At 42.7% G+C, this 24,965-nt stretch carries 25 protein-coding genes and 1 tRNA gene; 20 read left to right on the top strand and 6 right to left on the bottom strand.

Annotated elements, in window-relative coordinates:
- Positions 1-15: 15 nt before the first annotated feature.
- Genes whiA through NSS65_RS16570 form a run of 3 tightly spaced genes read left to right on the top strand, consistent with a single transcriptional unit; the run spans position 16 to position 2,032 of the window.
- Complete coding sequence (gene whiA, locus NSS65_RS16580; RefSeq protein ID WP_034281025.1) at positions 16-966, top strand: DNA-binding protein WhiA; 951 nt, start codon at positions 16-18, stop codon at positions 964-966.
- 26 nt (positions 967-992) lie between these two features.
- Positions 993-1,250 (top strand): HPr family phosphocarrier protein, encoded by a 258-nt coding sequence (locus NSS65_RS16575; RefSeq protein WP_024423549.1) that lies wholly within the window; start codon positions 993-995, stop codon positions 1,248-1,250.
- A gap of 38 nt (positions 1,251-1,288) precedes the next feature.
- On the top strand, positions 1,289-2,032 hold the full coding sequence (locus NSS65_RS16570) for an arylamine N-acetyltransferase (protein ID WP_144496402.1): 744 nt from the start codon (positions 1,289-1,291) through the stop codon (positions 2,030-2,032).
- Between the two features lie 50 nt (positions 2,033-2,082).
- On the opposite strand, the gene NSS65_RS16565 is transcribed toward NSS65_RS16570, so the two are convergent.
- Both NSS65_RS16565 and NSS65_RS16560 read right to left on the bottom strand, forming a co-directional pair.
- The gene (locus tag NSS65_RS16565) at positions 2,083-2,571 is read right to left on the bottom strand and encodes a ribonuclease (RefSeq protein ID WP_041115611.1); all 489 of its coding nucleotides are present in this window, start codon (positions 2,569-2,571) and stop codon (positions 2,083-2,085) included.
- A 178-nt stretch (positions 2,572-2,749) separates the two neighbouring features.
- A complete protein-coding gene (locus NSS65_RS16560; RefSeq protein WP_144496401.1) occupies positions 2,750-3,727 on the bottom strand; it encodes a D-glycerate dehydrogenase in 978 nt (325 codons plus the stop codon).
- Positions 3,728-4,280: 553 nt separating this feature from the next.
- Between NSS65_RS16560 and NSS65_RS16555 the strand changes: the two genes are divergently transcribed.
- Together NSS65_RS16555 and NSS65_RS16550 are read left to right on the top strand one after the other, a co-directional pair.
- Positions 4,281-4,862: a carbonic anhydrase gene (locus tag NSS65_RS16555; RefSeq protein ID WP_061110363.1), complete on the top strand. Its 582-nt coding sequence runs from the start codon at positions 4,281-4,283 to the stop codon at positions 4,860-4,862.
- Positions 4,863-4,899: 37 nt separating this feature from the next.
- Entirely contained in the window at positions 4,900-6,522 is a 1,623-nt protein-coding gene (locus tag NSS65_RS16550; protein WP_034281022.1) for a SulP family inorganic anion transporter, read from the top strand.
- A 26-nt stretch (positions 6,523-6,548) separates the two neighbouring features.
- Here NSS65_RS16550 and NSS65_RS16545 read toward each other — a convergent pair whose 3' ends face one another.
- The gene (locus tag NSS65_RS16545) at positions 6,549-6,890 is read right to left on the bottom strand and encodes a MazG-like family protein (protein WP_034281021.1); all 342 of its coding nucleotides are present in this window, start codon (positions 6,888-6,890) and stop codon (positions 6,549-6,551) included.
- 138 nt (positions 6,891-7,028) lie between these two features.
- Between NSS65_RS16545 and NSS65_RS16540 the strand changes: the two genes are divergently transcribed.
- The gene (locus tag NSS65_RS16540) at positions 7,029-7,613 is read left to right on the top strand and encodes a TIGR00730 family Rossman fold protein (protein ID WP_342467317.1); all 585 of its coding nucleotides are present in this window, start codon (positions 7,029-7,031) and stop codon (positions 7,611-7,613) included.
- A 50-nt stretch (positions 7,614-7,663) separates the two neighbouring features.
- Here the strand turns inward: NSS65_RS16540 and clpP are convergent, their stop codons facing one another.
- On the bottom strand, positions 7,664-8,260 hold the full coding sequence (gene clpP, locus NSS65_RS16535; RefSeq protein WP_024427684.1) for an ATP-dependent Clp endopeptidase proteolytic subunit ClpP: 597 nt from the start codon (positions 8,258-8,260) through the stop codon (positions 7,664-7,666).
- Positions 8,261-8,513: 253 nt separating this feature from the next.
- On the opposite strand from clpP, the gene NSS65_RS16530 reads away from it, so the two are divergent.
- The 8 genes from NSS65_RS16530 to abc-f all read left to right on the top strand — a co-directional run bounded on the left by NSS65_RS16530 (position 8,514) and on the right by abc-f (position 17,416).
- Positions 8,514-8,589: transfer RNA gene (locus NSS65_RS16530), tRNA-Arg, on the top strand.
- A 617-nt stretch (positions 8,590-9,206) separates the two neighbouring features.
- Positions 9,207-10,376: a macrolide family glycosyltransferase gene (locus NSS65_RS16525; RefSeq protein ID WP_065214801.1), complete on the top strand. Its 1,170-nt coding sequence runs from the start codon at positions 9,207-9,209 to the stop codon at positions 10,374-10,376.
- Between the two features lie 120 nt (positions 10,377-10,496).
- Positions 10,497-12,137: a nickel ABC transporter substrate-binding protein gene (nikA, locus tag NSS65_RS16520; protein WP_065214800.1), complete on the top strand. Its 1,641-nt coding sequence runs from the start codon at positions 10,497-10,499 to the stop codon at positions 12,135-12,137.
- 15 nt (positions 12,138-12,152) lie between these two features.
- Positions 12,153-13,082 carry a nickel/cobalt ABC transporter permease gene (gene opp1B, locus NSS65_RS16515; RefSeq protein WP_144496399.1) on the top strand — a complete coding sequence of 310 codons (930 nt, stop codon included), beginning with the start codon at positions 12,153-12,155 and terminating at the stop codon, positions 13,080-13,082.
- A 5-nt stretch (positions 13,083-13,087) separates the two neighbouring features.
- Positions 13,088-13,975: a nickel/cobalt ABC transporter permease gene (gene opp1C, locus NSS65_RS16510; protein ID WP_034281011.1), complete on the top strand. Its 888-nt coding sequence runs from the start codon at positions 13,088-13,090 to the stop codon at positions 13,973-13,975.
- Entirely contained in the window at positions 13,938-14,756 is an 819-nt protein-coding gene (locus NSS65_RS16505) for an ABC transporter ATP-binding protein (RefSeq protein WP_326135265.1), read from the top strand. Before opp1C ends, NSS65_RS16505 begins: the two co-directional genes overlap by 38 nt.
- The gene (locus tag NSS65_RS16500) at positions 14,750-15,520 is read left to right on the top strand and encodes a dipeptide/oligopeptide/nickel ABC transporter ATP-binding protein (RefSeq protein ID WP_144496398.1); all 771 of its coding nucleotides are present in this window, start codon (positions 14,750-14,752) and stop codon (positions 15,518-15,520) included. Before NSS65_RS16505 ends, NSS65_RS16500 begins: the two co-directional genes overlap by 7 nt.
- Before the next feature lie 336 nt (positions 15,521-15,856).
- Positions 15,857-17,416 (top strand): ABC-F type ribosomal protection protein, encoded by a 1,560-nt coding sequence (gene abc-f, locus NSS65_RS16495; protein ID WP_284384656.1) that lies wholly within the window; start codon positions 15,857-15,859, stop codon positions 17,414-17,416.
- A gap of 216 nt (positions 17,417-17,632) precedes the next feature.
- Here the strand turns inward: abc-f and NSS65_RS16490 are convergent, their stop codons facing one another.
- Positions 17,633-19,042 carry a polysaccharide deacetylase family protein gene (locus NSS65_RS16490; protein WP_070326043.1) on the bottom strand — a complete coding sequence of 470 codons (1,410 nt, stop codon included), beginning with the start codon at positions 19,040-19,042 and terminating at the stop codon, positions 17,633-17,635.
- Between the two features lie 323 nt (positions 19,043-19,365).
- Here NSS65_RS16490 and NSS65_RS16485 point away from each other — a divergent pair, with 323 nt between their 5' ends.
- The 4 genes from NSS65_RS16485 (at position 19,366) to NSS65_RS16470 (ending at position 22,680) form a co-directional block, all read left to right on the top strand.
- Entirely contained in the window at positions 19,366-20,394 is a 1,029-nt protein-coding gene (locus tag NSS65_RS16485; RefSeq protein WP_196769445.1) for an iron ABC transporter permease, read from the top strand.
- The gene (locus NSS65_RS16480; RefSeq protein WP_034281002.1) at positions 20,391-21,392 is read left to right on the top strand and encodes an iron ABC transporter permease; all 1,002 of its coding nucleotides are present in this window, start codon (positions 20,391-20,393) and stop codon (positions 21,390-21,392) included. The genes NSS65_RS16485 and NSS65_RS16480 overlap by 4 nt, the downstream gene beginning before the upstream one ends.
- A gap of 20 nt (positions 21,393-21,412) precedes the next feature.
- A complete protein-coding gene (locus NSS65_RS16475; RefSeq protein WP_080701164.1) occupies positions 21,413-22,312 on the top strand; it encodes an iron-hydroxamate ABC transporter substrate-binding protein in 900 nt (299 codons plus the stop codon).
- A gap of 143 nt (positions 22,313-22,455) precedes the next feature.
- A complete protein-coding gene (locus NSS65_RS16470; protein ID WP_024423530.1) occupies positions 22,456-22,680 on the top strand; it encodes a phage holin in 225 nt (74 codons plus the stop codon).
- Positions 22,681-22,766: 86 nt separating this feature from the next.
- Here NSS65_RS16470 and NSS65_RS16465 read toward each other — a convergent pair whose 3' ends face one another.
- The gene (locus NSS65_RS16465; RefSeq protein ID WP_034280998.1) at positions 22,767-23,237 is read right to left on the bottom strand and encodes a helix-turn-helix domain-containing protein; all 471 of its coding nucleotides are present in this window, start codon (positions 23,235-23,237) and stop codon (positions 22,767-22,769) included.
- A 257-nt stretch (positions 23,238-23,494) separates the two neighbouring features.
- Between NSS65_RS16465 and NSS65_RS16460 the strand changes: the two genes are divergently transcribed.
- Both NSS65_RS16460 and NSS65_RS16455 read left to right on the top strand, forming a co-directional pair.
- Positions 23,495-24,226, top strand: a complete 732-nt coding sequence (locus NSS65_RS16460) for a Wzz/FepE/Etk N-terminal domain-containing protein (RefSeq protein WP_024423528.1) — start codon at positions 23,495-23,497, stop codon at positions 24,224-24,226.
- Entirely contained in the window at positions 24,216-24,899 is a 684-nt protein-coding gene (locus NSS65_RS16455; RefSeq protein ID WP_024423527.1) for a CpsD/CapB family tyrosine-protein kinase, read from the top strand. Before NSS65_RS16460 ends, NSS65_RS16455 begins: the two co-directional genes overlap by 11 nt.
- The last annotated feature ends 66 nt before the right edge of the window (positions 24,900-24,965 follow it).

Genomic DNA, 24,965 nt, shown 5'->3' with positions numbered 1-24,965 from the left:
ATGGGGGTGGCAAGGATGTCATTTGCATCCGAAACAAAAAAAGAGCTGACTAATCTGGACGTGAAGGACTGCTGCACAAAAGCAGAGCTTTCTGCCCTCATCCGTATGAACGGTTCATTATCTTTCTCTAATCGAAAATTGATTTTAGATATACAGACAGAGAACGCAGCCATTGCAAGACGGATTTATACGCTGCTCAAGAAGAAATACGATGTGACAGTCGAACTGCTCGTCCGTAAAAAAATGAGATTGAAAAAGAATAACGTGTATATTGTCAGACTGGTAGAACGAGCGAGAACCATTTTAGAGGATTTAAAAATATTAGGTGAGCAATTTGTATTTGAGCGCAATATTTCAGAAGAGCTTGTGAAGAAAAGATGCTGCAAGCGCTCCTATATGAGAGGTGCTTTTTTAGCAGGCGGTTCTGTGAATAACCCAGAAACGTCCTCCTATCACCTTGAAATTTTTTCACTATATAAAGAACATAATGATGCCCTTTGTGAACTGATGAATCAATTTCATCTTAATAGTAAAACACTTGAGCGCAAAAAAGGGTACATTACGTACATGAAGGAAGCAGAAAAAATCACGGAATTCTTAAGTGTCGTGGGCGCTCATAACTCACTGCTTCGCTTTGAAGATGTGCGGATCGTCCGAGATATGAGGAACTCCGTCAACCGGCTCGTCAATTGTGAAACAGCAAACTTGAATAAAACGATTGGTGCATCACTGCGTCAGGTCGAGAACATTCAATTCATTGATGAAAAAATTGGACTTGATGCCCTGCCGGAAAAGCTTCGTGAAATTGCCAAACTGCGAGTCGACTATCAAGAGGTCACGCTGAAGGAACTTGGAGAAATGGTAGAAAGCGGCAAGATCAGCAAGTCAGGGATTAACCACCGTTTAAGAAAGCTAGATCAAATCGCAGAACAATTACGAAACGGACAAGCTGTTACACTCAAATAGGAGAATGAAAAAGGGAGGCAGATCATATGGTGGAAAAAACGGTCACCATCCAGCTGAAAACAGGCCTGCAGGCACGTCCAGCTGCTTTGTTCGTACAAGAAGCCAATCGCTTTGGTGCTGATATTTTTCTAGAGAAAGATGGGAAAAAAGTCAATGCGAAAAGCATTATGGGTCTCATGAGTCTTGCGATCAGCTCTGGGGTTACTGTCACACTGATTGCAGATGGTGCAGATGAACAAGAAGCCATTGAGGCGTTAACGGATTTTATCAATCAAGAAAACTGAGTCTCTTCAAAGGCTCAGTTTTTTTAGGAGGGAATGTCATGATTCAATCAGCTTTTTTACAGAAGATCGAATATGAAGGCCAGTCCATCACCTTTGATGACTTGCCTGTAGTATTAAAAAAAATGGCCTTTACCTTTCCGTTTGAAAATAGAGCTGTTCTGAACAAACAATCCTACGCTTTGAATCAAGAAGGGTTGAAGCAGCATCTTCTTGAAGATAACAGAGGAGGTCTTTGTTACGATCTCAATCCTCTCTTATACTATGTGTTAAAAGAGGCAGGGCTTTCTGTACAGCTTCTTCAAGGCACAGTGTATAACAAAGAAGCGGGTACGTGGGCAATTGATGGCACGCACGTAGCCATCATGTTGAAGCATCACAACGAACGCTTTCTCATTGATGCGGGATTTGGTGTGAATTTACCTCTTCAGCCTGTGCCTTTTACAGGAGATTGGGTGGAAGGAGCGTCAATGCGGTTTCGCGTCAAAGCTGAGGAAACCGAAAAAGGGACACATCTGCTCCAATTAGATAAGGGAGATGGCGCTGAAACAGGCTATGCTTTCACATTGAACGAGGTGGACGAGGCTGTATTGGTCCAAATGAGACACGAGATTTATGAAAATGAATCCTCTCCATTTAACAAAAGACCGCTTGCGTCAAAGCTCACGCCAACAGGACGTGTGATCGTTACTGAGGATCATGTCACCACACATGAACACGAAGAAGTGTCGAAAAAGCCGCTGCCGATTCCTTTTGAGGATTACGTGAAAAACCTGATACCGTAAACCACCATACGAAAAGACAGCCCCAGATCAAATAGGGCTGTCTTTTTTGATTATCGAATACGGGTGAAAGTCGCATAATGGTCTGTTGTTTTGTAAATGAGCCAGTCGCTTGAATACACAAGACGGTCTGCATTGCGGAAGCCTGAAACGTAGTTGATGTCTGCCTCACGCCATGTTCGGCCGCTTGCTGAAGGAAGACGTCCCTCCCGGTTTGAGAAAATATCTCCACCAATGCTTTTACCTGGCGCCACCTCGGCTAGATTTCCCTTAGATGCCACCCATCCGAGAGCACTTGCTTGTGATTTTGTAATGTAGTTATCAGGCAGTCGTTTGTAGCGAATTAAATAATCTGCTACACCATCAAACGTATTAATGACGGCAAGGGTACGCACATCCGGCGTGAGCTGAATAGAAGCAGTTTCAGTTGTGGCTGTTGGTGTAAGAGGTGTTTCTGCATGAGCTTGCTGCGGGACAAATCCAGAAAACAGAATAGCAGCGATCAGAGCGAACATAGTAAAAATCGAACTTAATCTTTTCATCTTCATCCTCCTATTAAGGAAATCGGATGCCGTCCTCTTGATGCTTGTCTAGCTCATATTATAGCACCCGAACATAAAGGAAATGTAAAGAATCAGGATATTTGCTAAAATGAGTCTTTTCTCCTGATGTCTCCTAAAAGAAATAAATAAAAAGACGCAGTTTCTGCGTCTTATCTGTTCAAGATGAAGCAAGCTCCTTCACAACATCAACAGGCGCCTTCCCATCTATTCCATGAATCACATTATGAATGGCTCGTTTCAGCATGAGATCCCTTGTTGTTTCAGTAGCGGAACCGATGTGAGGGGCTAAGGTGACATTATTCATCTCTTTGAAAGGATGATCCTCTTGAAGCGGTTCCTGCTCATACACATCAAGACCAGCGCCTTTGATCCATCCCTCCTGAAGTGCTTGAATGAGGCTTTTTTCATCCACTGTTTTCCCGCGGGAAATGTTTACAAATAAAGCCGTTTGCTTCATTAACTTCAATTCTCGTTTCCCTATCATATGATATGTTTCCTCGGTCAGCGGTGTAATCAACACGATGATATCAGCTTGTTTTAAAAGATCATCAAGTGCACAATAGACAGCGCCATACGCCGTTTCAGCCTTTTCATTCCGGCTTCGGTTATGATAAAGAACGTTCATATCAAAACCATGTGCTGCCCGTTTGGCCACTTGTTCTCCTATACGTCCCATGCCAATAATACCGAGCGTTTGGTGATGTACGTCGATGCCAAAGATCTCTTCCTCCTGTACGAATTTCGTCCATTTTCCTTCACGGATAAAACGATCAAGCTCGGCGATTCTTCGCGCAGAAGAGAGAATGAGCGAAAAGGCAAGGTCAGCCACGGTATGATCGAGGGTATAAGGAGTGTGCGTACCAATCACGCCTCTTTGCCTCATCGCTTCTATATCGAAATTGTCATAGCCGACAGAGTTATTACTCACCACCTTGAGTTTTGGTGCGTGATCTAACAGCTCTTGATCGATTTTTGTTCCAGACGTTAAAAGACCATCAGCATGCTGCAGCTTCTCAAACAAAATGTCTCTTGGAATAGGGTCTTTGGATTGCCAAACTTCGTATGTACAATGTTCCTTTAGCATTTCTTCAAAAGAGGCAGGTAAGGGTTTGGCGACAAAAATGTGTGGTGTCACAGTCAATTCGCTCCTTTCACATGGTCATCTTACTCCTTTTATTATATAGCAACGATTTCGGCAGAACACGTTTGAATGTTAGCAGCTCAATATTTAATATACTGAAATAACGGTAAAGAAAGACATTTTCTTAGTGAAAAAGTAGATTCTTATGCCATCTGATGCATTTTTTATCTATATAAAAATAAGCTGATAGTAGATGAGACATGTGAAATTGCAAAATTTTACGAGAGATTATCTGACAAACTGGAAAATAGATCGAGACTTTTTGGTAGAAAATTTATTATATTTGAAATGTATTAAACGGGATGGTCATTTTCTACTAAACCATTTTATTGTCTTTTGGTGTGATGAGAACAATAGATTGAAAACAAACCCGCGAAGCCGTTGGGATGCAGCGTAAAATAGAGAAAATGATGATATTTCTTCTCATCGTTTTCTCATTTTTTTCTTTTTTTTCTATCATTTTTCTTCTCTATTCTTGAGAACACAAGAAAGAAAAGGAGGACAGGCACGAGCTTACGTTACTTAAAAAAAGATGGGAGATGGCAAAATGGAGTCAAAATTAGAACAGATTCTTCGGCACAATTCAGAGTTTGTGAATAAGAGACATTATGAGCCTTACAAAGCGGGGAAATTTCCTGAGAAAAAACTGGTTATTTTAACGTGCATGGATACCCGTCTTTTGGAATTATTGCCGCAATCTATGGGACTGCGCAACGGGGATGCAAAAATCATTAAGAATGCAGGCGCCATCGTGACACATCCGTTCGGCAGTGTGATGCGGAGTATCCTGCTAGCCATCTATGAACTAAAGGCAGAGGAAGTATGCATTGTAGGGCATCATGAATGCGGAATGGCAGGTCTTGCGGCGGACCCTTTACTTGAAAAGGCGAAAGCACGCGGAATCGAAGAGAAATGCTTAAGCATTGTGAAAAACTCAGGAGTTGATTTAAAGGGCTGGCTGACAGGCTTTGATTCAGTTGAAGAGAGCGTGGCCCAAAGTGTGAAATTAGTGAAAGAGCATCCACTGATGCCAAGTGATGTGGCTGTTCATGGACTGGTGATTCACCCAGCAACAGGAAAGCTGGATGTCGTTGTGAAAGATAAACTGATTGACCCGCAGTATACCTAAATCATCTACACATACTTGAAGGAGGCCAACACATACCATGCGTTTTTATGGAAGATTTGAAGGGTACAATTCATCAAAGTTTAGACGCGATTTAATCGCTGGGCTTGTCGTGGGGGTTGTGGCAATTCCTTTAGGCATGGCATTTGCCATAGCATCTGGTGTCGGACCAGAATATGGATTATATACAGTCATCGTTGCCGGCATTTTGATTTCATTGTTTGGTGGTTCAAAGTATCAGATCGGCGGGCCGACCGGGGCGTTTGTTCCCATTTTATTCGGGATCGTCAGCCAGTACGGTATTGAAAACTTGCTCATTGCCGGTTTTATGGCAGGCTGTATGCTTGTATTATTCGGAATATTCAAACTAGGAAAGCTCATGAAATTTATTCCTCGTCCGGTTATCATCGGTTTTACTGCTGGCATTGCTGTCATTATTTTTTCAGGACAGATTGCCAACTTCCTCGGATTAAAGGGTGTTGAAAAACATGAAAGCTTTTTCCTCAATATGAGAGAAATCGTGGTCCATCTTGGGACCTCAAACAGTCTCGCCATCATCACAGCCGTCATCGGGCTCATCGTGATTTTGGCGGCACAAAAATACATTCCCAAAATACCTGGTGCTCTATTAGGTCTATTGGCTTCTACGTTTCTAGCCGTTCTCTTTTTTCAAGGACAAGTTGAAACGATTGGCTCTGCATATGGTGAAATCCCTCGTCAGCTGCCAACCTTCGCTTTTCCTGAATTGACGATTGAAAAAATGATATACCTCCTGCCTCCAGCAATTGTCATTGCGCTTTTAGGCGGCGTGGAATCGATTTTATCCGCAATGGTCGCTGATAATATGAAAGGCTCTAAGCATGACAGCAATAAAGAGCTTGTGGGGCAAGGAATTGCCAATATGGCGGCACCGCTTTTCGGAGGAATTCCAGCGACGGGAGCTATTGCCCGAACGGCCACGAACATAAAAAATGGCGGGGCAAGTCCGATTTCTGGTGTGGTGCATGGCGTTGTCGTCTTGCTGATCTTAATGGTATTTGCGCCGTATGCGTCGATGATTCCACTTGCTGCAATGGCACCGATTTTAATGTTTGTTGCTTGGAATATGAGTGAGAGAAAAGAGTTTATCAATATTTTGAAAGTGAAAAATGCTGATTCGCTTGTACTGGTCGTGACCTTCCTGCTCACAGTCATCGGTGATTTGATTATTGGCGTCACTGCTGGTCTCATTTTAGCGTTTATCGCCTTTATCAAAAAAATGAGCCAGACGACCAATATTCATACCAATGTCGCTGTTCCTCAAATGGAAACAGCAGCTGCTTTAGAAAAACAGACAGAGGAGAAAGGGATCAGTATGTATTCCATTGAAGGGCCGCTCTTTTTCGGAACAACAGATTCATTAGAAAATTCGATATTGGATCATGTCCAAACAAAACCGAAAACGCTCATTCTGCTTATGAATAAAGTCAATTACATGGACACATCGGCAGAAGCGGTTCTAATGAATATCTCCAATCGGTTAAAGCATCATAATGGAAAGCTGATGATCGTTGGACTTCAATCACAGCCTAAGGAGCTTTTGCATCGAACAGGTCTATTCCATCATATCGGAAAACAGCATTTCTTTGAACGAACGGATGACATCTCACCACAGCATCTTTAAGGCATAAAAAACACGTGACAGCTTGGTCACGTGTTTTTTACTGGCTCTTTTTCTCCAGAAAAGCGTTTGTTGAGTTTTTGTTGATGAGCGCTGAAGACCTCTTCTACTGTGACATCATATTGATCCGCTAAAATGAGGAGATTTGCTAAAACATCTCCCATTTCTTCAATGAGTTCTTTCTTCAGCTCAGATGATTCCTGTCTCTGCTCATCAGGCCGGTCTCGTCCGATTTCTATTGCTCTAACAGCGCGAGCGAGTTCTCCCGTTTCTTCCATTAAGAAGCCTAACCGGATAAACGGTCCGTATTCTGTCCAGTTTCTCGTTTGATAAAAATCCTTGATCCACTTCTCCATCTCAGTTGTTTGCATTCTCTCTATAACAGCTCCTTATATGGTGTTCACTCTTTTGATTTTACACTATATATAGAAGAAACGGCTGTTTCTTTACAAATCATTATAGTAGAATGAGTGGGTGAAGAAATCATAGAGAGAGATGGAGCTGTTTTGATGAAAACGATTTGTGTGTTTGCTGGTTCGAATCCAGGTGTAAATGATGTCTACAAACAAAAGGCTGTAGAGCTGGGTGCTTATATGGCGAAGCAGGGCATTCGTCTTGTTTACGGCGGATCGCGTATTGGGTTAATGGGCGCGATTGCCGATGAGGTCATGAGACATGGCGGGCAAGTGATCGGGGTCATGCCTAAGGGGCTTTTTAGAGGAGAAGTCGTGCATCAAGAGCTGACAGAGCTAATTGAGGTAACAGGCATGCATGAACGAAAAGCGAAAATGAGCGAGCTGGCCGATGGGTTTATTGCGATGCCAGGCGGCTTTGGTACATATGAAGAATTATTTGAGGTGCTGTGCTGGGCACAAATCGGCATCCATCAAAAGCCGATTGGATTGTATCAAGTGAATGACTACTTCAACCCGCTCATAGACATGGTGAAATTCAGTGTACAGGAAGGTTTTTCGAATGAATCTCACCTTCAATTGTTACATGCTTCGAGTGAACCGGAGGAATTAATCACGCAGATGGCTTCTTATCAAACACCGTCTCTTCAGCAGAATGGACGGAGCTGTCTTAAAGTATGATGAAAACAAAAAACCGTCTGTTCAGGAACAGACGGTTTGTGTTGTGATGATTATTTTTGGTCTTCTGTATTACGGGTCAAGACTTTGTCAATGAGTCCGTATTGAAGTGCTTCTTCCGCTGTTTTGAAGTTGTCACGATCTGTATCGCGCTCAATGACTTCAATTGGCTGACCAGTACGTTCAGCAAGTACTTGGTTCAGTTTATCGCGTAAAGAAAGGATTCGTTTTGCCGCAATTTCAATTTCAGTTGCTTGACCTTGGGCACCGCCTAGTGGTTGGTGAATCATGACTTCACTGTTTGGAAGAGCATAACGCTTACCTTTTTCACCAGCAGCAAGCAGGAACGCACCCATAGATGCAGCCATACCAATACAAATAGTTGATACCTTTGGTTTAATAAATTGCATCGTATCGTAAATGGCCATACCAGCTGTGATTGAACCGCCAGGGCTGTTAATGTAGATAGAAATATCTTTTTCTGGATCTTCAGCTTCTAAGAAAAGCAGCTGTGACACGATGGAGTTGGCAACATTGTCATCGATCGCAGAACCAAGCATGATAATACGGTCTTTTAAAAGACGAGAATAAATGTCGTAAGCTCTTTCCCCACGATTTGTTTGCTCAATGACTGTAGGTATTAAATTCATAATGTTCCTCCTTCACCTTTTAGGTAAGTATGTAATTCAATGATACATTTTTGGTCAATAAAGGTCAAACAAAACGCTGACCTAAATTCAAATACCCCTATCCATTTTCCCCAAAATCATTCCACTTCAAACCATCATATTAGTGTATGAATACAAAGTAAGAAAATACATCATCATGACGAATGATTAATCATTGCTTTCTCGCAGCATTTCCCTTATAATTTGATATGCTGACGTTCAAAAAACATATCGTGCGCTCGTAGCTCAGTTGGATAGAGCGGTGGTTTCCGGTACCACGTCTGCCGGGGGTTCGAATCCCTCCGAGCGCGTACTTGACCTTGCTTACGATGTTAAAGGTCTTTCATGAACCCCTCTTCATATGGAGAGAGGTTTTTTTGTTTTCATTCGGGTTTATCGTTCACTAGGGTGAGGGAAGTGAAAAAATGATCTGGTTGCAAGCCAGCAACATCTATTCGAGTATAATAAAGTAACCCCCATTCTTAACATAAGAGTGGGGGTTATTGCTATAAAGGAGTTACCTGCCTTTCTGGCCTTTCCTGTAAATAGCCGCAGGTATAATTGTTAGAAGAACGATGATACTTCCGATCACTGATACAGTATTTTTTATTGTATTGTTATTCACGGTGAAATTTGTCACAATCATTGCTGCCAGACAAAGAATGATGATTAAATAACTGTATTTCTCCAAGTCTTTCACAAAATATCCCTCCAATATGAAGCTGAAAATAATATTATGACTAATTATACAAAAATAAATAATAAAGGGTTATATTGGATGTTTGCTCATGAGAAGGCGTTATGTTCATGTCCCTCCATGAAATACTGGACGTAAGCCTCATTTCTTCCCTTTTCAGGCGTATTTGTTGAGCCGGCTTGCTGTATATGATTAACATGGAAGGGAATTGACAATGAGGAGGAATTTCTTGTGGCGAAGATTTTATTGATTACGTTTCCAGCTGAAGGACATGTGAACCCTATGTTAGGAATGATTAAAGCATGGGCGGATCGAGGCGATGAAGTGCATGCGGTCACAACTGTACATTATGAGGAACGAATCAAACGCTTAGGCGCTCACGTACATATACATCCAGACTATATTCGGACATTACATGTGGAAGAAGGAGATTTAGATTCTATGCAGCCGTTCTTTCATGCCATGCTGCAAACATCCTATGATATTTTAGAGGTGGTGGAAACACTTTCTGAGAAGCATTCATTTGATTTGGTCTACTTTGATATGTTTGGGGCAGGGGAGCTTGTTCGAGATTACTTGCACATTCCAAGCATCGGTTCCAACCCATCTTTTGTGCTGCAAGAGGCGCATTTTGATACACCGCTATACAGAAAGGATGAGAAAGCCGATCATCTGTTAGAAAAAATACTAGAGCGTTTTGGCGTTCAGCCGACGCGTTTGATGCAATTTATGAAAAACCGTGGAGAACTGAATATCGTCTATACAAGTGAATATTTCCAGCCTTCTGTTGATTCATTAAACGATTCGTTTGTTTTCATTGGACCGAGCTTTCTAAAAAGAGCCGACCAGCATGATTTCCCGCTGGAAGCACTTGAGCAAGAAAAAGTCGTTTTCATTTCCATGGGCACCGTTCTTGGGGATACAGAAGCATTTTTTAATATGTGTATAGATGCTTTCGAAGACTTTGACGGAAAAGTGATTATCGCAACAGGTGAAAAAGTAGATCGTTCTCTCTTAAAAGAGGCGCCTGCTCATTTTCTGATCGAGCCTTATGTGCCGCAGCTTGAAGTGCTCGAACTGACAGATGTGTTTATAACGCACGGCGGGATGAATAGTGTCAATGAAGGTATTCATTACCACGTTCCGATGGTCGTCATTCCAGTCGATAAAGATCAGCCGATGGTGGCACAAAGACTGACCGAATTATCTGCTGCCTGTACACTTGATAAAGATCAGCTGACACCAAAGCAGCTAAGAGAAACTGTTGAGAAGGTTTTAGGCAGTGACACGTACCGTGCGGGGATTGAGAAAATTGAAGAAAGCTTCCAAGCGGCAGGTGGAACAGAAAAAGCATTAAAGGTGATCGACCAATTTATACAAGCGAAACAGACTCAATCATGAGTCTGTTTTTTTTATGAAAAGACGTTGTATTTCCCATTTCTGTATGCTAATATTCAATTCGTAATCATTTCGATTAATAATCGTAATGATTACGATAATGTTGAATTGGGGGAAGTACATATGAATGATCAACCTGTTTACATAAAAAAGAAATATGAGAAAAGGCATCCCTATGTGACATACACCTTGATGCTGTTTTCAGTGATGGCTTGTTTTTTATTGGCATCATGCTCTGAAAACAAAGCATCTTCCTGCAATGATAGAGAAGAAGATGAGCTCGTGTATGCAAGTACAAAAGATATCAGGGACATCAATCCCCATCTATACGGCGGAGAGATGGCTGCTCAAAATATGGTGTTTGAATCGCTTGTCGTTAATACAGAGAAGGGCGTTCAGCCTGCCTTAGCGAAAAGCTGGGACATATCAAAGGATGGAAGGACCTACACCTTTCATCTTCGAAAAGGTGTGACTTTTTCAGATGGTGAGCCTTTTAATGCAAAGGCAGTGAAATTGAATATTGATGCTGTCGTCAAAAATATTGAAAAGAACGCTTGGCTTAATCTCGTATCTGAAATCAAATCCACAAAGGCGGTAGATGACGATACATTTGTTCTCACGTTGAAAGAGCCTTATTATCCTGCGTTAGAAGAGCTGGGCTTAACACGCCCCTTCCGTTTTATTTCTCCAAAAAGCTTCATTGCTGGAACGACTGCAAAAGGAGTTAAAAGCTATGCAGGTACAGGTCCTTATGTACTAAAGGAACATAAGAAAAATCAATATGCCGTTTTTGAAATGAATGACCACTATTGGGGGCAAAAGCCGAAAATTTCAACTGTGAAATGGAAAGTCATGCCGGATCACCAAACCATCTTACTTGCGCTTCAAAAAGGAGAGATTGATCTTTTATTTGGAGCAGATGGTGACATGATTGATGGAGACTCATTCCAGGCTTTAAAAGAAGCAGGGCAATATGGTGTTACCGTGAGCCCTCCTGTTGGTTCAAGATCGATTGTGATTAATTCAAACCAGCCAATCACAAAAGATCCGAAAATAAGAGAAGCTTTTCAATACGCCATTCAAAAGGACATGATCACAGAAGGTATTTTAAATGGAACGGAAAAGGTGGCACACACATTGCTTGCTCCTTCTGTCCCTTACGCAGATATTCCACTGAAAAAGAAAACTTATCAAAAGAAGAAAGCAGAGGCAATATTGGATGAGGCAGGCTGGAGGATGAAAGAAGACGGGTATCGCTATCAAAATGGCAAACTGCTGAGTGTGGCTATTTACTATAATTCCGATAATGCAGGGGAAAGAACGATCAGTGAATCGATTCAACAAGATTTCAAGCAGGTGGGGATCAAGCTGGATATTAGAGGAGAAGAAAAACAGGCATTCTTAGATCGCCAAAAAACAGGAAAGTTCGATCTGATGTACTCGCTGTCTTGGGGGCTTCCTTATGATCCACAAACTTATGTCTCTTCATTCCGTGTAGCATCCCATGCTGATTATCAAGCTCAATTAGGACTGAAAAAGAAAAAGTGGCTGGACGAGACGATTACGGAAGTATTAGTAGAACCAGATGAGCAAAAGCGGAAACAAATGTATCAAGAAATATTGACGTATATCCATGATGAAAATGTCTACCTCCCAATCTCTTATTCTGTGACAAAGGCTGTTTATAATAAGCGCCTGAAAGGCGTAGGTTTTCATGTGTCTCAGTATGAAATTCCATTTGACCGTATGTATTTTGCGTCATAAAACGGAGGTAGAGACATGACTCGCTATCTCTTAAAACGAATACTGATGCTTTTTCCGCTTATGATCTTCATCACCTTCTTTGCTTTTGTACTGCTGACGATGCGGGCAAGTGATCCAGCAGAAGTCGCTTTGCGGGTGAATCAAGTCACTCCAACAGAAGAAATGATTGAATCGATGCGGCAGGAGTTAGGCTTAGACCAGCCATTTTTCATACGCTATGCCACATGGCTTAAAAATGGATTAACAGGTGATTTTGGCAGGAGCTATGTCACGCAGGAGCCAGTTTTTGATCTTATCATGGAGGCGCTGCCTGCGACATTGCAGCTTGCAGGAGCAGCGCTCTTTTTTATCATAGTGCTCAGTTTATTGTTCGGGGGGATCTGTGCATATGCTGCTCACACTTGGGTGGACCGTTTATTGAGAGCCTTTGTGTTTATCGCCGCTTCAATGCCTAGTTTTTGGCTGGGAATTTTGTTGATTTGGCTTTTTTCTGTCAAATTCAATTGGGTTAATACGAGTGGAATGGAAGGGTTCAAATCGATTCTTCTTCCAGCTGTCACATTATCATTAGGCTACTTATCGACCTATGTGAGACTCATACGTAATCAAATTCTAAAATTTCAGCACGAGCCCTTTGTTTTTTATGCAAGAGCACGTGGTTTAAAGGAACGAACCGTTCAACTGAAAGTCATGAGGCATGCCCTGCAATTAGCGGTAACAGCACTTGGCATGTCTATTCCAAAGCTCATTGCGGGAACCGTCATTATTGAGAACCTTTTTGCTTGGCCAGGGGTTGGCCGGTTGTGTGTAACGGCTATTTTCCATGCTGACTTACCTATTATTCAAGCCTATTTGTTTGTGATGGGGTTCCTGTTTGTTATGTGCAATCTCATCGCTGATATGATGCAAATGACCATGAATCCGCAATTGCGAAAGGAGGTATGACAACAATGATAGGGTGGCATCAATTAAGAAAAGACCGTATGGCGATTCTTTCAATCTGGCTGTTAGCGCTTGTCGCATTAGCTGGACTGTTTGCTCCAATGTTAGCACCACATGACCCAACAAATACGAACATTCTTCAAAAATATGCCGGTATCAGTCTTACTTACCCACTCGGAACGGATCATCTGGGGAGATGTGTATTATCGCGGCTTTTATATGGCATTCGGACAACAATGCTTGCTGCTATGCTGACGATGTGTATCACGATGCTCATTGGCAGCGCACTTGGACTCATGGCAGGCTTCTTTCGAGGAAAGGTGGATGGGGTTTTGATGAGGCTGTGTGATGTCATGCTGTCCTTTCCAGCAGAGGTGATGATTCTTGCGGTTGTGGGAATACTCGGACCTGGACTATTCAATATTATTTTGGCCAATGTCCTAGCGAAATGGGCCTGGTATACAAGAATGATTCGGTCGTCTGTCCTTCAATATGCGAATGAACCTTCTGTTCAATTTGCAAAGGTGACAGGCGGCAAACCCCTTTACATATTGAGGAGACATCTATTTCCTCGCATCTCAGGAGAAATGGCTGTTTTTGCGACACTTGATGCGGGCTGGGTGATCTTAAATATATCAGCACTGTCTTTTCTTGGATTAGGTGTGAGTGCACCTACACCAGAATGGGGCATGATGCTCAACGAGGCGAAGAATGTCATGGTGACACATCCAGCTCATATGCTTGCGCCTGGACTTGCCATCTTGTTTGTGGTCATGGCGTTGAGCTTTTTAGGAGACAGCCTTCAGCATGCCGCGAATCCTGCCATGCATCATACCAGAAAGAAAGGGGTGAGGCCATTTGCCTTTAATCGCCGTAAAAAATCTGTCCGTACATGATCCACAGCAGCAAAAGAATATAGTGACGAATATCACATTTTCATTACATCAACAACGCTGTTTAGCCATCATTGGGGAAAGTGGCAGTGGAAAATCAACTGTCGCCAAAGCGTTAATTGATCTTGTCGCCCCTTCGCTAGAAGTGGAAGGAACGATCATTTTTGACGGCAAAACATTAACAAATCAAGAAGCGCATCAATGGCGGGGGAAACGAATAGGTTTCATCTCCCAGGATGTCATGAATGCATTCAACCCTATCGAAACGATTGGTCATCAAATGATGGAAACATTTCAGCAGCATTTGGGCTTACGAGGGAAAGAAGGGAAAGCACATGCTATGGCTGGGCTTACACGTGTCCATTTAAAAAATCCATATGATTTGATGAAAAAATATCCGTATGAACTGTCTGGAGGAATGCTTCAGCGTGTGATGATTGGCATCACGATGATGCTTTCTCCAGATGTGATCATTGCAGACGAGCCAACTGCATCACTTGATGCCTTTAATCGGCGTGAAGTCATCAGACAATTACACAGTTTAAAGGAAGAAACGGGTGTTACCTTAATCGTCATAACGCATGATCTAGGCATCGTTCAGGAAATCGCTGATGAATTGATGGTTATGCACCAAGGAGTAATGCTTGAGCATGGGTCAGCCAAGGAAGTGTTCACATCACCCGAGCATCCCCAAACAAAGCATTTACTTGAGACGAGGCTTCGATTATCTGCCCCTACTGAAGCACTGCGGCAGCAGAAGAGAGTGGAGGCGTTTCCATGTTGATCACAGCTTTCGATCTAGTCAAACACGGTGAGAAGAAAGGTTTTTTTTCAAAACAAAAGAAACCAAAAGACCGCATATCAAATGTTTCGTTTCAAATCGAAAAAGGACAATGTGCCGGATTAGTCGGTGAGAGCGGCAGTGGCAAAAGTACATTGGCACGTATCCTGCTCGGTTTAGAAAAAATAGATGGAGGAGAGGTACAGATTGATGGTATGACAGCTGACAAATGGCGGAGGGTGAATCGGGGGAAAATGAGTGTTGTCTTTCAAGATTATCTATCTTCTGTTCACCCTTCCTTTACCGTGAAAGAGATCATAGCAGAACCGATGCGTTTGTTAAAGCAGAATCAGAATCTGGATCAGAAGGTTTTGTCATTACTTGAGCAAGTCAGACTGCCCTCGTCTGTACTGAATCAATATGCTCATCAGCTAAGCGGTGGTCAGCTCCAGCGAGTGTGCATCGCACGAGCCATATCGACGCATCCAGCCATTCTCATACTAGATGAAGTCTTGAACTCACTGGATGTCTCTGTTCAAGTACAAATATTGGAGCTGCTTGAGACATTAAAACAAGAGCTAGACATGACCATGCTTCTCATTACTCATGATGTAGAAGCAGCGGTGTATCTATGTGACCGCCTCCTATTTTTACATGAAGGAAGCCTAGTGGAAGAATGCAAAAAGGACGAACTGTTTGAAGTGTCCCATCCATTTACACTCCAGTTAATTGACTCACTTATGCCATTTCAGCTTGACAAAAAATAACCAATCTTTTATCGTATATGTAACAAACGACGGAAGGGTGACCCAATGCAATGAAGTACTAATCCTATGACCTGTAAGCAAAATGAATGAACGAACGAAGGCAGTGAGCAAACGATCCGTTTGCCATGTTGCCTGCGTTTTCATTTTTTAGCTTCGGAATAGGATGGTACAGCTTGGGAATCAAAAAATGAAGTGATTGATACGCGGGATGTGTGTGTTCAAATAGGAACAGCCCTCCATACTGGATCAATCCGCTTATTTTTGTACACCATTTTGCCTCCTATTCTGAGAATGGGAGGCTTTTTCATGTCTCCTGATATGAAAGGAGAGGATTGGATGTTATTAAAAGCCAATCAGTTAAAGGTATTTCGAAAAGATCGCTTGTTATTTGATATTGAGGAGCTCGCCATCCATCAAGGTGATCGCATTGGTCTTGTAGGGACAAATGGCAGCGGAAAAACGACTTTATTGCATGTGCTGGCGGGGCAGGAAACACCAGACAGCGGCACGGTTGCCGCCACAGCGGTCTGTACGCTGCTTCCTCAATTGAAACAAGGAGACGGCAGACAGAGTGGCGGTGAAATGACCCAGACTTATATTGAAAGAGCATTAAGCCGGCCGTCTGCTCTTTTATTAGCAGATGAACCGACCACTCATTTGGATACGGAGCATATTGAGTGGCTGGAAGATAAGCTGCGTCATTATCAAGGAGCTCTCATTGTTGTTTCACATGATCGTGCTTTTTTAGATGCAATATGTACGGAGATTTGGGAGCTGGATCATGGGAAGCTTCATCATTACAAAGGCAATTACACACATTTTGCACAGCAAAAAGAGCTGGCACATCGTCAGCAGGTGGAAGCGTATGAAGCCTATACACAAAAGAAAAAACAGTTAGAGCATGCACTGGAAAAGAAAAAGAAAAAGGCGGACAAAGCGACAAAGCCCTCCCAAAAGGTGAAATCCTCAGGGCCTAAAATTGCAAAGCCCTACTATGCAAATAAGCAAAAAAAGCTGGAGAAAACAGCTAAATCCATTGAAACAAGGATGGAGAAATTAGAAAAGGTTGAGAAGGTAAAGGACATTCAGCCCATTCAAATGACTCAGCATACGATGAAGGAAGTAGCAAGCCGTACCATTTTGCGAGTGGAAAATGTAGATGGCAAGGCGGGCGATAAAGTGCTTTGGAAGCAGGCGAATGTGGAAGTGAGGGGCGGAGACAAGGTTGCCATTATCGGAAAGAACGGGAGCGGAAAAACGACATTTCTCCGCATGTTAGTGAATGGACACCCCGGAGTTACTCGTTCAGAGGCTGTCAAGCTAGCCTATTTTCGTCAGGATCTTTCAGGACTGAAGGCAGATGAATCGATTTTACAAAATGCGCTCAAAGAGGCGGTTCAAGATGAGACAGTGGTTCGAACGGTTTTGGCGAGACTAGGATTTAGAGGGGATGATGTGCACAAGCCTGTTGAGGTATTAAGCGGGGGAGAACGGGTGAAGACGATGCTTGCGTCCTTACTCGTCAGTGATGCCAATGTTCTCATGCTGGATGAACCGACGAACTTTTTAGATCTGGCGGCAGTTGAAGCACTTGAAGGTCTATTGAAGGATTACCCTGGTACCGTTGTGTTTGTTTCCCACGATCGCAGGCTGATTGAGGAGGTTGCCACTCGTATTTTCCATATTCACGAGGAACGTATTGAAGCTTTTGACGGCACATATGAAGCCTATAAACAAAAGGAAGAAAAACCAGCTGTGACAAATAGAGAAGAGGAGCTTCTGTTAATTGATATGCAGCTGTCTGAAGTGCTCAGCCGTTTAAGTATTGAGCCGTCGCAAGAGCTTGAAGAGACATTTCAAGCATTATTGAAACAAAAAAAGTCTTTGGAGTCATAAAAGAAAACCCCTGTTTACTCTACAGGGGTTTCAGCGCGCGGACAAACCCTCGCATTCTTTGTCAGTCCTGCGTGCCGGTGCTCACGAATGTACAATTCGCTCCGCTCCAGTACTCGTCCTTCCTAGACTTCAAAGGTTTTCCATCACGCTGAAAAGAAGACAAAGGGCTAAAATAAAGATCATTTTAGCCCTTTGGCAACAATCTGAGACCCCTGTTTACTCTACAGGGGTTTGTTCATGTCGTTCTTTTTTTAATTGTTCAAGTTCACTCACTGTGACGAGCTGGTAGCCTTGTTTGGTGAGTTCATGGATGATCTTTACGGCTGCTTGGGCTGAGCTTTCATAAATATCGTGCATTAACACTGTTCTGCCATCGGCTGCATGTGAGAGAACGCGGTTTGTGATCTGCTGGCTGTTGCGGATTTTCCAATCCTCAGGATCAACATCCCACAAAGTGACCTTCATCCCAATTGCATGATTGATATCTTGATTTGTACCGCCATATGGCGGTCTAAAGTGCGTAGGTGTATATCCGCTTGCTTTCTCAATCAGCTGCTGGGTGTCCTTCACTTGTTTCACGGCTTCTTCTAAAGGCAGTCTTGTTAATAAAGGGTGATTGTAGGAATGGTTTCCGATCTCATTCCCGCCTTTTAAAATATCGGCAAGCATTCCAGGATAATATTGCACCCTGCTGCCTAATACGAAAAAGGTAGCATGTCCTTTATTTGCCTTCAGCGCATCTAAAATTTTTGAGGTTGTCGCTGGATTCGGTCCATCATCAAATGTGAGTGCGATGGCTTTTTTATTCGGGTCAAGCTTTGATTTTTGCGGCAGCTTGACGGCTTTTCTTTTTGGATTCGGTTCTTTCATTTCATTTTTATTTTTGAGTTTATCCATATATTTTGGCTTTAATATGTCCTTCAGCAATGTCTTTTTGATTGCGAGTGTTTGCGGACCAAGATCCTCTGCGGCTACTTGAGATGCAGGGAAATAAAATTCTACATATTTGTCTTTCAAGGCAAATTGACTGAAGTTTTGAGCATCAGGGGCTGTTCCTTTCTGAAGGAGAGGCTGATCCTTAGATAAGGTTTTGTCCTTCCGAAGCTCTGTATATGTAATATAGGATAATTTCTTTAAATAATTGGTTTTAGGCAGAAATAAATCTTTGGTGTCAAGAAAGGTTTTTTTCTGAAAATCAAAGTTAATCGTGAGATGATTGGTGGTTCCACTTTGCTGGCCAGTATACGTATAGGTCGTAAAGCGAATGGCAGCAGACTGCTTCGCATAATGCACCATTTCATAATCAATATTCAGTTCATAGCGTTTATTTTCATCAATATCCTTTGCTTCACTGAATGTTTTTTTGAAATGCTCTAATGCTGAATTGGCATAGCTTTGAATCTTGTCATCTAGCTCTTTTTGATGAAAAAGAGGATAGTTGACTGCATATCTCATAAATTTCCCGTCATTTACGAGAGTGACAATTTCTACGTCTTTATAGTTCGTATCCTGCTTTACATTTTTCTTCTCTGTACCGCTTGCTTGTTGATTTTGAAAGAAAGCAACTGCTCCAATGACGACTGCAAGCGCAAATAGGACGATACTCCATTTTCCCTTTACTGACACAACTTTCAAATCTCCTCTCATGACGGGTCATTCTTTATTAGTTTGACATCTGTTTGTAATATTTTTATAACATTTGACTTACTTTTGTAATTTTAGGGGATATTCATGCGAACTGTCAACTATTTTCCTATTAAACTATGAGAAAAAATGATAGGCCGTACTGAGCGGCAAAAAGAACCTCCCACCTCGATGCTCCGCACATACCTTCATTAATTAAAAAAAGGGGTGTACATTGATTTTTTAGAGGCTGACGGCTATAATTTTGTTGATTATGATTCTCATTTTCAAACTGACTTTTAATGAAGAAAAGGATGACACCGATTTTGCAGGATAAGCGAAAACCTCAACAAAAACGATCATCACATATTCTGTTCTTTTTGATATTTTTTCTCGCCGTCATTGGTTTAGCGGCTGCCATGTTTTTTGCTGTGTCATACGGTGCAAAAACATTGTCTCTGCAAACGGTTTGGACAGCTGTATTTGACTACCAGTCAAATGTCACAGAGCAGCAGATCATCCATGAATTAAGACTTCCACGTGTTTTAGGGGCAGCTCTAGTGGGAGCGGCGTTTGCCGTAGCGGGTGCTCTTATGCAGGGCATCACAAGAAATCCACTGGCAGATGCGGGGATTTTGGGCATTAATGGCGGTGCGATGTTTGTGGTCGCTCTCTGTTTTGCTTTTTTCCCAGGAATGCCTTATTCAGCACTGATGTTTTTTTCCTTTATTGGTGCTGTGCTCAGTACGCTGCTGATCTTTGCGATTGGAGCGGCTGGCGGCGTATTGACACCGCTGCGCCTCACTGTAGCAGGAGCGGTTGTAGCTGCATTGCTTCATGCGCTCAGCTCTGGGATCGCGATTTATTTTGACCTGAGTCAGGATCTGGCTTTTTGGTATGCAGGCGGGGTAGCTGGTGTGAAATGGCCGCAGCTGACGATTCTCGCCCCGGTTATTCTGATTGTGATCGTATGGGCCATGCTATTAGGCCGGTCACTTTCCTTACTATCGCTCGGTGAAGATACAGCGGCAAATTTAGGGGTGAAAACACGACAAGTGCGAATACTAGGAATGGCCGCTGCTGTGTTATTAGCAGGAGTTTCTGTATCAGCAGTTGGATCGATTGGGTTTGTCGGTCTCGTCATCCCGCATATTGCACGAAAGCTTGTTGGTGTAGACTATCGTTTCGTCATTCCAATGTCAGCGATATTAGGCGCCATGCTGCTTGTCTTTGCAGACCTTGCCAGCCGTACAGTCAATCCGCCAAGAGAGCTTGCCATTGGCGTGATGGTGGCACTTGTTGGTGTTCCTTTCTTCTTATACATTGCCAGAAAAGAAGGGAGGAACCTGTCATGAGAGAGAAACAGCGTGCTCTTGTCGTGACAGTCGTTTTGCTTTGCCTGAGTGCGGCTGTTGTGCTGTATAGTTTAAATACCGGTACGCTGAAACTAAACCCTGTCATGGTCGTCAAGACGTTATTTGGCTTTGGAGATTTTCAAAGTGAAACGGTGCTGTTTGACTATCGTCTGCCTCGAATTGTGGTGACGATGTTAGCTGGTATTGGTCTTGGCATTGCTGGCGGCATTTTGCAGAGCTTATCCCGTAACCCGCTGGCCGATCCTGGGATAATTGGACTGAATGCAGGGGCGGCATTTGGCTTAATTGTGTTTGTGACATATTTTCACGCACTTGAAGGCAATCCGTCTCTTCTTATTCCGCTCTTTACGTTTGGCGGCGGACTGCTCGCGGCAGCGGTCATCGTGCTTCTTGCATATGACCGGCATGAAGGGCTTGTTCCTATCCGGCTGATCTTAGTTGGCATTGCGATTGCTGCGGGATTTAGTGCACTCACCTTATATTTGTCATTGAAGCTGGATGAAGATACATATACGTTTGCTTCAAGATGGCTTGTGGGCAATGTATGGGGGAGAGACTGGATTCATGTGCTGGCGCTTCTGCCTTGGATTGTATGCCTTGTGCCGCTTACGCTGATGCAGTCAAACACGCTCAATGCATTGACATTAGGAGATGCTGTCGCCTCAAGTGTAGGTGTACGTGTCCAGCGTAAACGTCTCCTTTTGCTGACCTTAGCGGTAGGCCTCGCGAGTGCAAGTGTTTCAATGACAGGCGGTATTGGCTTTATAGGCCTCGTCGCCCCGCATTTGGCTAGACGGCTTGTCGGTTCATTGCATCAGTATTTTTTACCAGTTAGTGCGCTGCTTGGCTTGTTGATTTTGGTCAGTGCCGATACAATCGGACGTTCCATCTTTGCTCCAAATGCGATACCGGCGGGTGTGGTCGTGGCCTTTATCGGTGCCCCATATTTTCTTTATTTATTAACTAAAACGAAATAAACACGAAAGAGGAACTCATCATGAAAAAATTACTAGTGTTTGGATTAACGCTCTGTTTCTTGCTGCTTGCCGCTTGCGGCGGACAACAGGAAACAAAGAATACAACAAATGAAAAGACCAATGGAACACCAAAGATTGCTTCCTTGTCTATTCATTTAACAAATGACTTATTAGCACTAGGTATCAAGCCGGCGGGCTCTGTTGTAGGAGGAGACTTAAAAGATTTCCTTCCACATGCGAAAAAGCAGCTGAGTCAGACGAAGAAGCTCGGCATTGCAGCTGATCCAGATATGGAATCACTGCTTGCGTTACAACCAGATGTCATTTATGTTGATGAAGAATTAGCCGGACAAGACTTATCGAAATATAAAAAGATCGCTAAAACAGAAGTGTTTAATTTAAATGATGGCACATGGCGGGATCATTTGAAAAAAATCGCCAAACACGTCAATAAAGAAAAAGAAGCGGATCAATATATTAAGAATTACAATCAAGAAGCAAAAGAAGTCAAATCGCTCATCAAGAAAAAGATTGGAAACGGAAAAGTCATGGCGATCCGTGTGACAGCAAAGGAACTTCGTGTATTTAGCATGAAGCGCCCAATGGGTCCTATTTTATACGAGGATTTAGGCCTGACACCTGTCGATGGTGTGAAAAAGCTGGACAGCAAGCGCCCATTTGAAGTGATTTCTCAAGAGGTTCTTCCTGATTATGATGCTGATGCGATCTTTGTCGTTGTCAACCGTGATGATAAAGCGCAGCAGGCATTCAAGCAATTAGAAAAGACTCCGATTTGGAAGGGTCTAAAAGCAGTGAAGAAAAACCAAGTCTATCCGATTGCTGATCAGCCGTGGCTCGATTATTCAGCTCTAGGCAATAAAATGGCATTGGATGAAGCAAAAGAGATGTTTTCTAAATAATAGCAAATGAAATCAGGCATCATTCCGCATATAGGAATGATGTCTCTTTTTTTGATTCGTTCTTCTATTCATTCTGCGGCTGCATACATATGAGAGAGAACAAGCAATACCGCCCGTAAGAAGAGGAAAGGGAGGGGTTACAGTTGGAGGTTCAAAAAATTAGTGCAGGTACAATTGCAAGGCTTGTGCTGCTTTTACTGGCGCTTGTTAACAGTGCGCTAACCGCTGCGGGAAAAAGCCCAATTCCTATTGATGAAGAAGGCGTTCAGCAATTTATCACGCTGGCTTTTCTGGGAATTACATCACTATGGGCCTATTGGAAAAACAATGATATAACGAAAAAAGCACGAACAAAAAAAGAAGAATAAAAGAAAAAAGAGCCTTTCATGAATCAAAGGCTCTTTTTCATCGAAGCGTCAAACGCCTCTCCCCGCAATCATTCTTCCTGAAAGGCTTACGCCCGGCGTTCTCCCATGTTGTTGAGGAAAGCTTTTACTTCCTCAATGCTTAAACCAATTGCCTTCGCTTCACTCATTAGACGCTTCCACTCTGCGATATTTGAATCGGTCAGCTTTCTATGGGTGACATGTAACGACTTTTCTTCCTGCTCCTTTCGGTACGTTTGGAGCAGCTGATAGAGCTCTTCTTTAGGCATGCCTGATTGGACGGCACTCACAATATGCTCCCGCCATTCGTGTTCACTACCCTCAGCGTAATGAAACATCATCGTCTCTGCATCAAACAGCTCTTGTAAATCGATCTCTAATGAAGAGGATACCTTTTTTAAGAACTGGACAGATGGATTTCTGTGGACACCACGCTCAATTTTGCTCAAATATGACTTAGAGACATGAGCATCCTCAGCCAGCTGCTGAATCGAGTATCCTTTTCTCTTTCGGTAAATGCGTATCACCTTGCCTATCATTCGATCAATGATCTCCCTTCTCCCCGGCGAATAGTTCTGCGACCTTTTCGTTCATTATAAGAAATAAATTGTTCTTTATAAAATTCAAAAACGTAAGAATCAGGAAGTAAACAAAAGAAAACGAACGATTTCGTTCTTTAAAAAGAACTATAAGACCTATTATGACATTTTTCTTTGCGGGTATTATCTTTTATAATCCAATCATTAACAAAAAGAAACCATATATAACCTTTTTATGATGAAATCGGGAGGTATCTATGAATGAGAATATAGGTTTTAAGCAGCTGTTTTCTGTCATTAAAGAGAAAATGGCCCTTCTGATCCTGATTGTCCTGATCGTAACGGGCATTTCAGCCTATTATCAGTTCTATGTCTCGACTCCTGTATATCAGGCAACCACTCAAATTCTTGTTCATAAACGCAGCAATGACGCACAAGCAGATTTAAACGATATTCAGATGAACCTTCAATATACACGTACCTTTCAAGTTTTATTAAAAAGCCCAATCGTCATTGAAAAAGTAAAAGAAACACTCCATCTCACAGAATCAGCAGAAGGACTAAAACACAAAATTGCCACAAGTACAGAAAATGAGTCTGAGGTCATCAATATTTCTGTACAAGATGAGGATCGCGCGAAGGCAGTCGCCATTGCGAATACCGCAACAGAGGTGCTGCAAGAAGAAATCAAAAAAACAATGAATATGGATCGCATTAATGTTTTGTCTGAAGCCAAGCTGTCCAACACGATTCTGATGAATTCAAGGAAATTCGTTCATATCGTTCTGGCACTAGGCGCCTCTTTATTAGGAGGCATGACACTCATTTTCTTAATGAATTTACTCGATGATACTGTAAAACGAACACATCAAATAAGAGAAGAGATCGGATTGCCGTCGCTTGGCAGTGTCTATCAGATGCAGGCAGACAGGAGGGCCAAAAAAGACAAGCAGTCCGTCATAACGGGAGGACAGAATATTGATCTTTAAGAGGAAGAAAAGAGAAAAGAGAGATTTATCCTGTATTTCTGTATTAAATCCTCACTCTGTCATTGCGGAACAATTCCGTACGATCCGAACAAACATCGAATTCACATCGATCCAAACAAGGCTGAAATCGATATTAGTGACCTCCTCCTTACCGAAGGAAGGGAAATCATTTACGGCTGCAAACTTAGCAGCTGTTTTTGCACAGCAGAACAAGCGGGTGCTGCTCATGGACGCTGATTTGCGAAAGCCGGCCGTCCATGAATATTTTGACCTGAGTCATCATACCGGTTTGACGAATGTGCTATTAAATAATTGCAGCTTGGAAGAAGCCATTTTACCGACACCGATTGAGCATTTAGAGCTGCTTCCGAGTGGAACCATTCCGCCGAATCCAGCTGAGCTGCTCTCCTCTTCTGTGATGAAGCAGCTCTTTTATGAGATTGAACAGCAATATGACATGGTGATTGTTGATTCCACGCCGCTTTTGCCAGTTGCAGATGCAAAGATCTTGGCGAACCGGACGGATGGGAGCATTCTCGTTGTCTTAAGCGGCAAAACAAAGATTGCTGCTGTGAAGAAATCAAAAGAAGTATTAGAAGGAACAACAAGTAAACTGCTTGGAGCTATGCTAAATGGCAAGAAAGAGAAAAAGGGCAGGCTGTATATGTATTAAAAAGATTGATAGGTGATGTCTCCTAATCTTTAACAATGGAGGCACTCGATCCTGCTGTGGGCATAA

It is taken from the genome of Bacillus sp. FSL K6-1006 (assembly GCF_038593175.1).
Lineage (GTDB): Bacteria > Bacillota > Bacilli > Bacillales > Bacillaceae > Bacillus > Bacillus safensis.
This window is presented reverse-complemented; position numbering and strand designations above follow the sequence as displayed.